This window comes from Lentzea sp. HUAS12 (genome assembly GCF_024125735.1).
Classification (GTDB): domain Bacteria; phylum Actinomycetota; class Actinomycetes; order Mycobacteriales; family Pseudonocardiaceae; genus Lentzea; species Lentzea albida.
In genome coordinates this window covers 23,619-36,870 of the sequence record NZ_CP099738.1, presented here as the reverse complement: position 1 = coordinate 36,870, position 13,252 = coordinate 23,619, and the positions used below count along the sequence as shown (strand labels likewise).

The window sequence follows — 13,252 nt, the reverse complement described above, 5'->3', positions numbered from 1 at the left end:
GATACCGGCTGCTTCCAAGAGGACCACGAAGTCCAGTCGGGTGGGACCACCAGCACCCTTTTGGGGTAGAACGTGGTCCTAACGGCCCAGTCTTTCGGCCATGCCGAACTGCTGGACGCCGAGGTATCCGACGCGGAAACCGGCCTCCGAGTAGGCGAGGTAGAACTCCCACATCCGGCGGAACGTGTCGTCGAAGCCCAGGTCCGCCACCTCGTCCCAACGGGTGAGGAACGTGTCGCGCCAGCGCTTGAGCGTCTCGGCGTAGTCGAGGCCGAACGACCGCGACTCGACGATCTCCAGCCGGGTGTGGTCGCGCACCGACTCCTCGATCGACCGGACCGACGGGATGAGCCCGCCGGGGAAGATGTACTTGTGGATCCAGGTGTAGCTGGCCTTGCTCGCGATCATGCGGTCGTGCGGCATCGTGATCGCCTGCAGTCCGACGCGGCCGCCGGGGGCGAGCACGCGGTCGAGCATCGAGAAGTACTCGGGCCAGTACTCGGCGCCGACGGCCTCGATCATCTCGACGCTGACGACGGCGTCGTACCGGCCGTGCTCCTCACGGTAGTCGCGCAGCTCGACCGTCACCCGATCGTGGAGACCGGCGTCCCTCACCCGGTCCAACGCCAGCTTCCGCTGTTCTGCGGAGATGGTCAGCGACGTGACGGTGGCGCCCCGCTGGGCGGCCCGGATGGCGAGCGCGCCCCAGCCGGTGCCGATCTCCAGCACGCGTGAGCCCGAGCGCACGCCCGCGTAGTCGAGCACGCCGTCGATCTTGCGCAGCTGGGCGCTGTGCAGGTCGGTGTCGGAGCCCTCGAACAACGCCGACGAGTACGTCATCGTCTCGTCGAGGAACACGCCGAACAGCTCGTTCGACAGGTCGTAGTGGCGGTGGATGTTCTGCCGGGAGCCCGCGACGTCGTTGACCTCGGTCTGCCGCCGCTCGGCCCACCGCCGCATCCGCTGCAGGCCGGGCGGGATCAGGGTCGAGAGGCGGGCCGCGAACGCCGCGAGCACGTCCGCGAGCTCGTCGGACGTCCAGTCGCCGACCATGTAGGCCTCGCCGAAGCCGATCTTGGCGTCGGCGCCGAGCCGGTGGAAGAACTCCGCGGGCCGCACCAGGTGCATGACCGGGCCGCCGGCGCCCCACTCCCTGCCGTCCGGGAACCGGACGGTCACCGGCAGCGAGCGCACGGCGTTGCGGAACAACGACTCAGCGATGCGGGCGCGCATCGGCGACCGCGGCGCGTCGAAGAGCCCCGGCCAAATGCCCTGGCCGGGTAGTGGCAACGACAACGTGCTCATCCATCACTCCTGGGGATGATCGGTACGCGCCTCAGGTAGAGCGCGATTCCATGACGCCTGATCAGCGCGGACACGCGCTGGGGCATCAGCGGCCGCCGGAACAGCATGCGCAGCCCGGAGCTGCGCGTGCCCTTCATGGTGGCGCTGAAGGTGGTCTTGCCGTTCTGCCGCAACGCGATCGTCACGGACAGCTGGTCCCCCGGCTTCGGCAGCTTCATCACGTAGTGGCCGTCGACCTCGAGGAACGGGGAGACGTAGAACTCCTTGTCGACCGACGCACGGCCCTTGTCGTCGGTGCGCAGCAGATAGCAGTGCCGTCCGCCGTAGGTGTTGTGGACCTCCGCGACGACGCACACGAGCTCTCCGGACGCGTCGTGGCACCAGTACACGGACAGCGGATTGAAGACGTAGCCGAGCACGCGCGCGTTGGCGAGCATCAGGACCTGGCCGCCGCCGAGGTCGATGCCGCGCTCGGCCAGCCACTCGTCCAGGTTCTGCCGGATCGTCCTGTCGGGCGATCCGAGGTGGTCGCGTGCCTCGAACTTCGCGAACGGCCGCGCCCACAGCGGCAGCCGCGGCAGTCCGTCGAGGTCGACCAGCCACATGTAGGCGCGGTGGCTGAACGCCCTGTCGATCAGTTCGCGGCGCGAGTGCGTGATGAGGACGTCGTAGATCACCACTCGACCCCGAAGTGCCTGGCCGCTCTCACCCCGGAGGCGCAGCCGTCCTCGTGGAAGCCCCAGCCGTGGTAGGCACCGGCGTAAGCGGTCGAGCCGGTGTTCAGCGCGGGCAGACGTCGTTGCGCCGCAACGGAGTCCGGCGTGTAGATCGGGTGCTCGTAGACCATCTTCGCGAGCACGCTGTCCGGGTTCACGTCGTGCGGGTTGAGCGTGACGACGAAGTCGCGCGGCTCGTCGAGGCGCATCAGCCGGTTCATGTGGTAGCTGACGAGCACCTCGCCGCCCGTCTCGCGGCAGGCGCGCTTGTAGAGGTTCCACGAGGCCCGCGCTCCGGGCGTGCGCGGGAGGATCGACGCGTCGGTGTGCAGCCAGGTCTCGTTGCGCGAGTACTGGAACGCGCCGAGCACGTCCTTCTCCTCGCCCGTCGGGTCGGCGAGCAGCCCTAGCGCCTGGTCCGGGTGCGTGGCGATGACGACGTGGTCCGCGGTGTGCAGCACGTTGTCCTCGTCGCGGATCTCGACGCGGCCGCCGGTGCGCGTGACGGCCCGGACGGGCGTGCCGACGTGGACGGCCTTGAGGCCCTTCACCGCGCGGTCCACGTAGTTGCGCGAGCCGCCGACGACCGTCTTCCACTGCGGGGTGCCGCCGATGGTGAGCATCCCGTGGTTCGACAGGAACTCGAACAGGTACCAGGCCGGGTACTTCATGCTGAGCGCCGCGCCGGACGACCACACGGCGCTGACCAGCGGGATGATGAAGTGGTCGACGAAGTACCGGCTGTACCCGCCGATCGCCAGGAACGCGCCGAGCGTGACGTCGTGCGCCTCCTCGTGGGCGAGGACGCGCTGGGCGTGCCGGTAGAACCGCGTGACCTCGCTGAGCATCCGCAGGTAGTTGAGGTTGACGGCGTTCTCGCGGCGGGCGAAGAGCCCTGGCAGCTTCTTCGCGCCCGCGTACTCGAGGCCGCAGCCGTCGCAGCGGACGCTCATCGACATCTCGGAGTCCTGAGTGGACACGCCGAGCTCGCGGAAGAGCTTGATCAGGTTCGGGTACGTCCGTTCGTTGTGGACGATGAACCCGCTGTCGACGTGCACGCCGTCCAGGTCGTGCGTGTGCGCGTGACCGCCGAGCCGGTCGTCGGCCTCGAACAGCGTGACGTCGTGCTTGCGTTGCAACACATAAGCCGCCGTGAGCCCGGCAACCCCTGCTCCGACGACGGCGACCTCAGCCACGCGAGCCTCCCAACGGCACGTCGAGGCCTCGCGGTGAGGCCTCCCGCATGGCATTCGCGATGTCGGGCGCGACCGGTTCGAGCCCCAGCTCACCGTGGACGAAGGAGACGACCAGCCGCGTCCAGTCCCCGGCCCTCTTGAGCATCGCGTGCCCGTCACCGACGACGCTGAACCGCGCCACCCGGTCCGTCACGGTCTTGGCCTGCCGCGCGAACGCGAGCGACTTCGCGGGGTCGGTCATCCGCTCCTGGTCACCGTGCGCGATCAGCAGCGCCTTGCCGCGGAGCTGTTCATAGGGCTCTCCAGGCACGAGCCACGGCGCGAGCGCGCACACCGCGACCACGCTCGGATGGCCCGCCACGCGTAACGCAGTCCGCCCGCCCATGGAGTGGCCGACGAGGACGACCGGTGCGCCCGGATGCAGCTCGGCGATCCTGTCGAGCGCCCACCGCGCGTCCTTGACGGGGTCGAGACTCGGCGCGTTCCAGCCGCGGACCCGGTAGCGGAGGTTCCAGACCTCGACGCCGGGCGCGCGCAGGGCGCGGGCCAGCGGCACCATCCTCAGATACGCGAGGTTGAGGCGCTTGACGGGTTGCTGGCCGTGTTCGCGGCCGCCGTGCAGAACGAGCACGACGGCATTCGTACCGTCCTGCGGTTTCGCCACGTCTACATGCGGGTGCACATTTGATGTTCGTGAGGCCACGCCCTTCGGCTCGCCCGTTGAGAGCCAGGTCACACCTCGCGGACGAACTGCCTCATCGCCGTGCCGACGAGTCCGTCGAGCTGCTCCGGTCCCGCGAGGGCGCTGTTGATGACGAGGGCGATCCCCTGCAGCGTCGCGAACATGACCAGCCCCAGGCGGTCGGGGTCGTCCGGCCGGAGCAACCCCTCCGACTGTCCACGCAGGACCAGCTCCCGCATCAGCCCGAACGGCCCCTCGGCCGCCGCGACGATCCTGGTCGCCCCCGGCCGGTGCTTGCTCGTGTACATCAGCTCGACCAGCGCGGCGTTGCCGGTGGCGAACCGGACGTAGGCGGTCATGACGGCCCGCAGCCGCTCCGCCGTGTCGTCGCTCGTGAGCGCGGCGCGCAGGACGGCGTCGAGCCGGGCGAACCCGTCCTCGGCCAGCGCGTCGAGCAGCGCCTGGCGGTTCGGGAAGTGCCGGCGCGGGGCGGCGTGGCTCACGCCGATCTCCCTGGCCAGGTCGCGCAGGGCGAGCTGCTCGGCGCCGCGTTCGCGCAGGCCCCGCTCGGCCGCGTCGAGCAGGGCGGTGCGGAGGTTGCCGTGGTGGTAGGGCCGGTCGTCGGGCACGGGCTGGATCATAGCGAGTTGTTTTCGTTGACTACATTGTTGTCGGTGTCTACTTTGTAGCTCATGACAACATTCACCGCCGCCGACGTGCCCTCCCTCACCGGCCGCACCTTCGTCGTGACCGGCGCGAACAGCGGGATCGGGCGCGCCGCCGCCCGCGTGTTCGCTCGTCGAGGCGCCCGTGTCGTGCTCGCCGTGCGCAACCCGGACAAGGGCGCGGAGGCCGCCGCGACGATGACCGGCGAGGTCGAGGTCCGCCGGCTCGACCTCGCCGACCTCGCCTCGGTCCGCTCGTTCGCCGAGGAGCTCACCGAACCGGTCGACGTGCTGGTCAACAACGCCGGGGTGATGGTCCCGCCGCTGACCCGCACGGCCGACGGCTTCGAGCTCCAGTTCGGCACCAACCACCTGGGCCACTTCGCGCTCACGAACCTCCTCCTGCCGCGGATCCGGGAACGGGTCGTCACGGTGTCGTCCACCGGCCACCGCGCCGGGGAGATCGACTTCGACGACCTCAACTGGGAACGCAGGTCCTACCGGCCGATGGCCGCGTACGCGCAGTCCAAGCTCGCCAACCTGCTCTTCACGTCCGAACTGCAGCGCAGGCTCGCGCGGGCGGGCTCCCCGGTGATCGCGATGGCGGCGCACCCCGGACTCGCGGCCACGAACCTGATGCGGCCGGAGGGCAGGCCGCTCGCCCGGATCGTGGAGAAGGCGGTGGCCCCGTTCGCGCAGAGCGACGACGCCGGCGCGCTCCCCACGCTGTTCGCGGCGACGCAGGACGTTCCCGGCGACAGCTACGCCGGTCCCGGCGGGTTCCTGGAGGGACGTGGCGCACCGAAGCTCGTCGGCCGTTCGGCGAGGGCGCGCGACACCGCGGTGGCACGCCGCCTGTGGGACGTGTCCGCCGAGCTCACGCAGTAGGGTTCGCACCCGTGATCGACCACATCAGCATCGAGACCGAGGCAGGTTCCTTCGACGCCATCGCGTCCGGCCCCGAGGACGGCCGCCCGGTGCTGCTGCTGCACGGTTTCCCCGAGGCCGCCATCGAGTGGGAGCACCAGGTGGCGGTGCTCGGCGTGAACGGCTTCCGCGCCGTCGCCCCCGACCAGCGCGGCTACTCCCCCGGCGTGCGCCCGGAGCAGGCCTCCGAGTACACCGTCACGCACCTGGTCGGTGACGTGGTCGCGATGGCCGACGCGCTCGGCTGGGGCACGTTCGACCTGGTAGGGCACGACTGGGGCGGCGCGGTGGCGTGGTGGACGGCGATCGAGCACCCCGAGCGCGTCCGCACGCTGACCGTCTTCTCCACACCGCACCCCGGTGCGTTGAAGACCGCGCTGCAGACCGACGAGGACCAGGCGATGCGGTCGCAGTACATGCTCGACTGGCGCGAGCGCAGCACCGAGAAGCGCATGCTCGACAACAACGCCCACGCCCTCAAGCAGATGTTCGAGTGGCGGGTCCGGCCCTCGCACGTCGAGGAGTACGTCCAGCGCCTGAGCGAGCCGGGCGCGCTGACCGCCGCCCTGAACTGGTACCGCGCCGGAAGGCCGCACGGCGCCGCCGACAAGGTGAGCGTCAAGACCATGTACGTGTGGAGCACCGAGGACGTCGCGTTCGGGTCGGTGGCCGCGTTCGAGACCGAGAAGTGGTGCACCGGGCCCTACCGGTTCGAGATGGTCGAGGACGTCAGCCACTGGATTCCCGAGGAGATCCCGGAAGCGGCCTCCTCGCTGATCCTGGAGAACCTGAACTAGATTCGAACCCATGCGCGTAGCCGGTCTTCTGCTCGCCGCGGGGGCCGGCCGCCGCTTCGGCTCCCCCAAGGCCCTGGTCCCGTTGCACGGCAAGCTCTTCGTGGACTCGGCCGCCGAGCTCCTCAGGGCCGCCGGCTGCGACCCGGTCGTCGTCGTGCTCGGCGCGCAGGCCGCACAAGTGCGCGCCGAGGCCGTTCTCGAAGGCGTGACCGTCGTCGACAACCCGGACTGGGCCACCGGCATGGGGTCGTCGCTGCGCACCGGGCTGCACGCGGCCGGCATCGCGGACGCGGTGGTCGTCCTCCCCGTCGACACCCCCGGGGTCACCGTCGCGGCGCTGCACCGCCTGATGGCGCTCGCCGAGCCGAAAGCGCTGGCCAGAGCCACCTACGACGGCGAGATCGGCCATCCCGTGCTGATCGGGTCGGACCACTTCGCGGGCGTGATGTCGTCCGCGGCGGGCGATCACGGCGCGCGGGACTACCTCAAGGCGAACACCGTCCGCCTCGTCGACTGCGCCGACGTGGCGGACGGTGCGGACATCGACCGGCCCGAGGACCTCGGGCCGTGGATCAGGCCACGTACCGGCGGAGCTTGATGCCGCTCGCCACGTTGTCGGCCTTCAGCCAGTGCAGCGCGCCACCCGTGTAGGCGGGGTCGGCCACGGCGAACTCGCCGCCACCGGCGCGGTAGCCGACGATCGTGGCGTAGTGGCCACCGGAGTAGTTGCGGCCGTTGAGCTTCACCACGTTGATGACGACGGCGTGGCCGCGGTTGGCGTTGTAGACGACGTCGGCCCTCAGCTTCTCCCTCAGCTGTGCGTCGGTCGACCACTGCTTGACCTGGTAGTAGGTCGAGCCGGTGTAGTGGTCGAGGGCGTTCTCGAGGTTCTTGATGTTGGGCAGGCCGTTGGTCGTGACCTTCATGAACGAGGCGAGCGTGGACTGCTCGACCTTCTTTCCCCGCGCGGTCAAGGCGATGCGGGCGGCCGCCGCGGAGCACCAGTAGCCGGTCTTCTGGACCTGGAACTCGTGCGGCAGAACGCCTTCCGCCTGGACGCCGAGCTCGGCGGCGGCCGGGATGACGGTCTCCCCCGGCGACGCGAGCGCGACCGGCGCGGTCAGGATGGTCATGGCGACACCGGCGGCGGCGATCGCCCCGGTGATCTTGGCGAGCTTCACTGCTGTTTCCCCCTTGGTGGTGGCGCCGTCCCCTGATCGGCGCTGGACGAAAGCTTGGCGGCGGAGCGCGAAGAGTCGCCACCACATTCGGCCAGGACCTAAAGAGCCAGGTAGACGCACTCGCGGCGACGCACGCAGCCACTCAGGGTGGGCGATATGCCTCTTTCGGATGAGTCGTCTCGAATCCGGTACAGGTCGCGGTCCGCTGTGCCAGCCTGCTTGCTGTGCTGCACGTCCACTTCACGGCGGAGGACCTGGCGAGGGTGCGCGTCGCCGCTGGTCCGGACCCGATGTGGGAGATCCTGCTCAGCCTGCACGTGCTGCGGCAGCGGTCGGCGGCGGCCGTGTTCGGCACGTGGCGGGCGGGAGCGCGGGCGACGGTGCGCGACGACGCCCGCTGGCTCATGCAGCTCGCGCCACCCGTCGGCTACTCACCGGACTTCCTGACGCCCACCACGGGCTCGTGCGAGGTGGACGCGGGCATCGACGCGGTGTTGTCGACGCCGGTGGAGTCGTTGCGCGCCGATCTCGAACAACTGGGCAGCCAGCAACGCCTCGACCCGCGCACGCACCTGCTGGCGTGCGGCGACGTGGCCACTTTGGACTCGCTCGGCGAGGCGTTGCGCGCCTACCACCGCCACGCGCTCGCCCCGATCTGGTCCGAGGTGCGCGCCGTCGTCGACGCCGACCGGGCGGTGCGGGCGCGGTCCTTCCTCGACAACGGTTGCGAGGGCGTGCTCGCGTCCCTGCACCCGACGATCACGTGGGCGCCGCCGGTGCTGTCGATCGAGTCGCGCTTCCCCCGGCGGGACGTCCACCTGCGCGGCCAGGGGCTGGTGCTCGTGCCGTCGTACTTCTGCTGGGAACGGCCGATCATGCTCCGCGACCAGAACCGCGCGCCCGTGCTCGTCTACCCGATCGCCCGCGACCTGCACGTGACCAGCGCGAGCAGACGGCCGCTGGAGGCGTTGCTCGGCCGCACCCGCGCTGCCGCCCTGGAGGTCATCGCCGGAGGCTGCACGACCACGGAACTGGCGCGCCGGCTGGGGATCTCCGCCGCCTCGGCCAGCGCCCACGCCTCGGTGCTGCGCGACGCGGGCCTGGCCGTGGCTCAGCGCCATCGCAACTCGGTGCTGCACACGGCGTCGGCACTGGGCGTCGAACTGCTCGACTAGGGCGTGTGTCGAGGTCCGGTTCGATGAGAGTCGCGCTTGAGGTGGTTCCTGGTGGTGCGGCCGGGACGGCCGCGTACCGGTGTTGTACGTGGGCGTTTCGGCCGTGCCGCCAGGGGCCGCCTCGGGCCCGGCTGTCGCGGATCGGACCTCGACACACGCCCTAAGGTCTCGTGTGCACGGCCGCCCGAGCGCACCCGCCGGCGACCACGAGCAGCGCCAGCGCCACCCACACCGGCCAGAGCTCGGAGTAGGTGACCGCCAGCGCGATGTTCGTGGCCGCCGCCGCCGTGAAGACCGCGACCAGCACCACCCAGAAGTAGAAGTACCGCCTGATCCAACCCACCCCCTGCCCGCACGAGTGCCGTCATCGCGCGTATCGAGGTTTGTGGTGCCCGGGTTACTGGTGGGGTCATGCGTGATCGGGTAGTACTGACCGGCATGACGACCGACACCGTGACCGGGTCCGACTACGGCAACCTCGTGCGCACGCACCTGACGCGCGTCGAGCAGCACAACGCGGCCGCGCTCGACGACGTGGCCGAGCTCGTGCTGGCCGCCGTCCAGGCCGACGGAATCCTCCTCACCGCGGGCGCGGGGCACTCGCTGGCAGCGGTCGCCGAGACCTTCTACCGGGCCGGTGGCCTGGCCTGCGTCCGTCCGATCTACCACCCCGAACTGCTGCCGATGCACGGCGCGATCAGCAGCACCTCGGCCGAACGCCGCTCCGGCCTCGCCGCCGAGGTGCTCGGCGAGTCCGGCCTCGCCCCGCACGACGTGCTGTTCGTGTTCTCGACCTCGGGCGTGAACTACTACCCCGTCGAGCTGGCCCAGGAGGCCGCGAGCAAGGGCTGCCCGGTCGTCGCCGTCACGTCGGTGGCGTCCAGCGCGCAGGCCCCGCGCCGCGCGGGTGTCACGCTGGCCGAGGTCGCGACCGTCGTCCTCGACAACCTGGTGCCGCCCGGCGACTCGACCTACCCGGTGGAGGCCCCGGTGACGGCGGCGATCTCCACGGTGGCCACGACGTTCCTGTGGAACCTGCTGATGGTGCGCCTGCACGACAAGGCGGCCGAGTCCGGCGTGCAGCTGCCGCTGTGGCGCAGCGCGAACGTGGAGGGCGGCGACGCGGCCAACGCCGACCTGCTCCGCCACTACCAGACCCGCGTGCCGCAGCTCGGATAGGTAGAAATCCTCAGTTCCTCACGGCGTCGCGCCGCTAGTGTCCCCAGCGGGGAAGCACGTACCTGGGGGAACAGTGGAACAGAAGACGCGTAGATGGATCCTGATCAGCGGAGCGCTCGTCACGACGGCCGTCGTCGCAGTGGCGGGCGCTCTGCTGTGGTCAGGCGGCACGACCTCGGTGGTCGCCGACGAACCCGCCAAGCCGGCGGAAACGCCGGCCCAGGTCGCGACCTCGTTCCTGACGAGGGCGTTCTCGGGCCCCGCCGGCGCCGCCGGTTTCACCGACGCGCCGGATGCGGCGTCCGCGGCTCTCGAGGCCAGCAAGGCCGGCATGGGCTCCTCCGCCTACCAGGCCACCCTCGCGAGGTCCGAACCTCCGGCGGCCGACGTCACCACCACCGAGCTCACCGCGGCCGTCACGTGGACGATGCCGAGCTCGGCGGTCCTGAAGTACGACGTCAAAGTGCCGATGACGCGCGCGGGTGGCACCTGGAAGGTCCACTGGACCCCCGCGCTCATCCACCCGCAGCTGACGGAGGGCGCCTCCCTCACCTACCGCAAGGCGCTGTCGGACGGCGCGCTGCTCGGCCGCGACGGCAAGCCGTTCGTGCAGGGCGCGATCCCGGACGGCCTCTACAAGACGATCACCGGCGTGGTCGGCGACCCCAGGGGCACCGACGGCTGGGAGGTCGGCATCACCGCCGGCGGCGCGTTCACCAAGCTCGACGGCAAGGCCGCGGAGGGCGGCGAGAAGATCACCATCACCATCGACCCCGCCCGTCAGGCGGCGGCCCAGGCGGCGGTCGACGCGCTGCCGCAGGGCGCGGCGATCGTCGCGATCGAGGCCTCGACCAGCGAGGTCCTCGCCGTGGCGCAGAACAAGGCGTTGAGCGGCACCAACCCGTTCGTCGGCCGTTACGCCCCCGGCTCGACGATGAAGATCGTGACGGCGGCCGCGGCCATGAACGCGGGCCTGGTGCAGTCCGGCACCGCCGTCCCGTGCCCGGCCAAGGCCACGATCGGCACCCGCACGATCAGCAACGCGGGCTTCGGCCACGCCAGCCTGCCGTTCCACACGGCGTTCGCTCTGTCCTGCAACACGACGTTCGGCGACCTGGGCTCCAAGCTCGCCCCGAACGCCCTGCCGGACATGGCGAAGCGCTTCGGCCTGGGCGCCGACTGGACGGTCCCCGGCGCCGAGACGAACACCGGCAAGGTGCCGCCCGCCACCGGTGACCAGCAGGTGGAGAACAGCTTCGGCCAGGGCAACGTGGTGGCGAGCCCGTTCGGCATGGCGCTGGTGGCGGCCACCGTCGTCTCGGGCAGGACCCCGGCACCGACCCTGTTGCGCGGCAGGCCCTCCGAGCCGAACGACGTCGCGGCGGGCCCTCCCGCGGCGGTGCTGGCGCCGCTGCGGGCGATGATGCGCGAGGTGGTCACGTCCGGAACGGCCAAGCAGCTCGCCGCGATCCCGGGCCTCGCGGGCAAGACCGGCACCGCGGAGGCGGGCGGCGGTGACGAGCACGGCTGGTTCGTCGGCTACCAGGGCGACGTGGCGTTCGCGGTCGTCGTCGAGAAGGCCGGTTCGTCGGCCGGCGCGCTGAACGCGACGGCGGCGTTCCTCAAGTGACTCAACGGTTCTCCCGCGGCACGATCAGCCCGCGGTGGAACGCCTCGGTGACGGCGGCCGCCCGGTCGCCCACCTCCAGCTTGGCGTAGATGTTGAGCAGGTGCGATTTCACGGTGGCCTCGGTGATGAAGAGCCCCTTGGCCACGTCGCGGTTCGTCGCCCCGCCGGCGACGAACCGCAGCACCTCCAGCTCACGCGGGCTGAGCACCGCGGCCGCCTCCGTGCGCACCCGCTTCATCAGCAACGCCGCCGCGGCGGGCGCCAGCACGGCCTCACCCCGCGCGGCGGCCCGGACCGCGCGCACGAGCTCGTCGCGCGGAGCGTCCTTGAGCAGGTAGCCGGTCGCGCCCGCCTCGATGGCCGACACCACGTCGTTGTCGTTGTCGTACGTGGTCAGCACGAGGACCTGCGTGGTGCCCGCCAGTTCCCTGGTCGCGGCCAGGCCGTCGGTGCCCGGCATGCGCAGGTCCATCAGCACGACGTCGGGCTCGAGGACCCTCGCGAGCCGCACCGCCTCGGCGCCGTCCCCCGCCTCCCCGACCACCTCGAAGCCGGGGTCCTGGGCGAACATGCTCAGCAGCCCGTCCCGGACGATCGGGTGGTCGTCGACGACCAGCACCTTGATCACGTTCTCGCCTCCACCGGCACGCGCGCGGACACGCCGGTGCCCGCGCCGATCTCCGACTCGACCTGCACCGTGCCCGCCAGCGCCTCGATCCGCTGCCTCATCGCCTCGAGCCCGAACCCGTCCGCCGCCGCCTCCTCGAACCCGCACCCGTCGTCGCGCACGTCCAGCGCCACCTCGTTCTCCAGGTAGGACAACGTGACCCCGACCCGGCCGGCCCGCGCGTGCCTCGCGACGTTCGCCAGCGCCTCCTGGGCGGCCCGCAGCAGGGCGACCTCGGCCTCCGGCGCGATCACCCCGGCCTCACCGGTCGTGACGACCTGCACCGGGACGTCGTGCAGCGCCGACCACTTCTCCGCGACTCCGCGCAACGCCTCGATCAACTGCTTGGTGCGCAACGGTTCGGGACGCAGTGCCTCCACGGACCGCCTCGTCTCGTCGAGGCTCTCCCTGGCGAGCTCGGTGGCGGCGGCGACGTGCCGCGGCCACGTCGTCGCGTCGGCCGCCCGGAGCTGGCTGATGATGCCGGTCAGCCCCTGCGCGAGCGTGTCGTGGATCTCGCGGGCCATCCGCTGGCGTTCGTCGCGCACACCGGCCTCGCGGGCTCGCACCACGAGCTGCTGCTGGAGAACCTCGTTCTCCGCCAACGACTCCGCGAGCCGCCGGTTCGCCTCACGGGCCTGGGCGAGCGCCTGTTCCCGTTCCGCTTCCTGCTGCTCGGCCCGGCGCGCGACGAAGGCGTACGCGACCATCGGCACGGCGTTGCCGGCCATGACGGCGACCCAAATGGCGACACCTCCGGCCGTGGACTTGTCGATCGCGTACGACTGGGCCGTGCCCGCCACCGCCGCGACCGCCGCCACTCCGACCGGTTGCCACGGGAAGGCGACCGTGCGGAACGTGTAGTAGTACGGCACCGGGGTGAGGAACCCGAACAACGGGTTCAGCACCACCAACGCCCCTGTCAGCACTGTCAGCCCGACAGCGAACACCCACGGCGGCGCGACCTTCGTCGTGGAGCCCACTGCGAGCCACACCGCCGTGCACGCACACAGCACCAGTTCGGCGGGCTCCGGCCGTTGGTCGAGAAAGGTTGCGGCGGCCAGCAGCACCAACAAGACGTACGGCCACCGCGCTCCCGGAATGCTCATCGGCGTTCCTCCCCCGGTGCGAG

At 71.0% G+C, this 13,252-nt stretch carries 15 protein-coding genes; 6 read left to right on the top strand and 9 right to left on the bottom strand.

What is annotated here, in order from left to right; genetic code table 11:
- Window positions 1–78: 78 nt before the first annotated feature.
- The 5 genes from ND450_RS00170 to ND450_RS00150 form a co-directional block, all read right to left on the bottom strand.
- On the bottom strand, window positions 79–1,305 hold the full coding sequence (locus tag ND450_RS00170; RefSeq protein ID WP_253324132.1) for a cyclopropane-fatty-acyl-phospholipid synthase family protein: 1,227 nt from the start codon (window positions 1,303–1,305) through the stop codon (window positions 79–81).
- A complete protein-coding gene (locus ND450_RS00165; protein ID WP_253324131.1) occupies window positions 1,302–1,982 on the bottom strand; it encodes a DUF1365 domain-containing protein in 681 nt (226 codons plus the stop codon). The genes ND450_RS00170 and ND450_RS00165 overlap by 4 nt, the downstream gene beginning before the upstream one ends.
- A complete protein-coding gene (locus ND450_RS00160) occupies window positions 1,979–3,217 on the bottom strand; it encodes an NAD(P)/FAD-dependent oxidoreductase (RefSeq protein ID WP_253324130.1) in 1,239 nt (412 codons plus the stop codon). The genes ND450_RS00165 and ND450_RS00160 overlap by 4 nt, the downstream gene beginning before the upstream one ends.
- Window positions 3,210–3,848 carry an alpha/beta hydrolase gene (locus ND450_RS00155; RefSeq protein ID WP_371927613.1) on the bottom strand — a complete coding sequence of 213 codons (639 nt, stop codon included), beginning with the start codon at window positions 3,846–3,848 and terminating at the stop codon, window positions 3,210–3,212. Before ND450_RS00155 ends, ND450_RS00160 begins: the two co-directional genes overlap by 8 nt.
- 101 nt (window positions 3,849–3,949) lie before the next feature.
- The gene (locus ND450_RS00150; RefSeq protein ID WP_253324128.1) at window positions 3,950–4,528 is read right to left on the bottom strand and encodes a TetR/AcrR family transcriptional regulator; all 579 of its coding nucleotides are present in this window, start codon (window positions 4,526–4,528) and stop codon (window positions 3,950–3,952) included.
- A 63-nt stretch (window positions 4,529–4,591) separates the two neighbouring features.
- On the opposite strand from ND450_RS00150, the gene ND450_RS00145 reads away from it, so the two are divergent.
- Genes ND450_RS00145 through ND450_RS00135 form a run of 3 tightly spaced genes read left to right on the top strand, consistent with a single transcriptional unit; the run spans window position 4,592 to window position 6,886 of the window.
- Window positions 4,592–5,452, top strand: coding sequence for an oxidoreductase (locus ND450_RS00145; RefSeq protein ID WP_253324127.1), 861 nt, complete (start codon window positions 4,592–4,594; stop codon window positions 5,450–5,452).
- 11 nt (window positions 5,453–5,463) lie between these two features.
- Complete coding sequence (locus tag ND450_RS00140) at window positions 5,464–6,288, top strand: alpha/beta fold hydrolase (protein ID WP_253324126.1); 825 nt, start codon at window positions 5,464–5,466, stop codon at window positions 6,286–6,288.
- A gap of 10 nt (window positions 6,289–6,298) precedes the next feature.
- Entirely contained in the window at window positions 6,299–6,886 is a 588-nt protein-coding gene (locus ND450_RS00135) for an NTP transferase domain-containing protein (RefSeq protein ID WP_253324125.1), read from the top strand.
- Here the strand turns inward: ND450_RS00135 and ND450_RS00130 are convergent.
- Window positions 6,861–7,469, bottom strand: a complete 609-nt coding sequence (locus ND450_RS00130) for a C39 family peptidase (protein WP_253324124.1) — start codon at window positions 7,467–7,469, stop codon at window positions 6,861–6,863. The genes ND450_RS00135 and ND450_RS00130 overlap by 26 nt on opposite strands.
- A 224-nt stretch (window positions 7,470–7,693) precedes the next feature.
- On the opposite strand from ND450_RS00130, the gene ND450_RS00125 reads away from it, so the two are divergent.
- Window positions 7,694–8,644, top strand: coding sequence for a helix-turn-helix domain-containing protein (locus tag ND450_RS00125; RefSeq protein ID WP_253324123.1), 951 nt, complete (start codon window positions 7,694–7,696; stop codon window positions 8,642–8,644).
- Window positions 8,645–8,804: 160 nt separating this feature from the next.
- Here ND450_RS00125 and ND450_RS00120 read toward each other — a convergent pair whose 3' ends face one another.
- Window positions 8,805–8,987, bottom strand: coding sequence for a hypothetical protein (locus ND450_RS00120; protein WP_253324122.1), 183 nt, complete (start codon window positions 8,985–8,987; stop codon window positions 8,805–8,807).
- A gap of 68 nt (window positions 8,988–9,055) precedes the next feature.
- On the opposite strand from ND450_RS00120, the gene ND450_RS00115 reads away from it, so the two are divergent.
- Together ND450_RS00115 and ND450_RS00110 are read left to right on the top strand one after the other, a co-directional pair.
- Complete coding sequence (locus tag ND450_RS00115) at window positions 9,056–9,823, top strand: SIS domain-containing protein (protein ID WP_253324121.1); 768 nt, start codon at window positions 9,056–9,058, stop codon at window positions 9,821–9,823.
- A 73-nt stretch (window positions 9,824–9,896) separates the two neighbouring features.
- A complete protein-coding gene (locus ND450_RS00110; protein WP_253324120.1) occupies window positions 9,897–11,453 on the top strand; it encodes a penicillin-binding transpeptidase domain-containing protein in 1,557 nt (518 codons plus the stop codon).
- Between the two features lies 1 nt (window position 11,454).
- Here ND450_RS00110 and ND450_RS00105 read toward each other — a convergent pair whose 3' ends face one another.
- On the bottom strand, window positions 11,455–12,081 hold the full coding sequence (locus tag ND450_RS00105; protein ID WP_253324119.1) for a response regulator transcription factor: 627 nt from the start codon (window positions 12,079–12,081) through the stop codon (window positions 11,455–11,457).
- Window positions 12,078–13,229: a sensor histidine kinase gene (locus ND450_RS00100; RefSeq protein WP_253324118.1), complete on the bottom strand. Its 1,152-nt coding sequence runs from the start codon at window positions 13,227–13,229 to the stop codon at window positions 12,078–12,080. Before ND450_RS00100 ends, ND450_RS00105 begins: the two co-directional genes overlap by 4 nt.
- Between the last annotated feature and the right edge of the window lie 23 nt (window positions 13,230–13,252).

Coding starts and splice junctions, on each gene's coding strand:
- ND450_RS00100 (WP_253324118.1), bottom strand. CDS start 13,229: ATGAGCATTCCGGGAGCGCGGTGGCCGTACGTCTTGTTGGTGCTGCTG.
- ND450_RS00135 (WP_253324125.1), top strand. CDS start 6,299: ATGCGCGTAGCCGGTCTTCTGCTCGCCGCGGGGGCCGGCCGCCGCTTC.
- ND450_RS00145 (WP_253324127.1), top strand. CDS start 4,592: ATGACAACATTCACCGCCGCCGACGTGCCCTCCCTCACCGGCCGCACC.
- ND450_RS00115 (WP_253324121.1), top strand. CDS start 9,056: ATGCGTGATCGGGTAGTACTGACCGGCATGACGACCGACACCGTGACC.
- ND450_RS00170 (WP_253324132.1), bottom strand. CDS start 1,305: ATGAGCACGTTGTCGTTGCCACTACCCGGCCAGGGCATTTGGCCGGGG.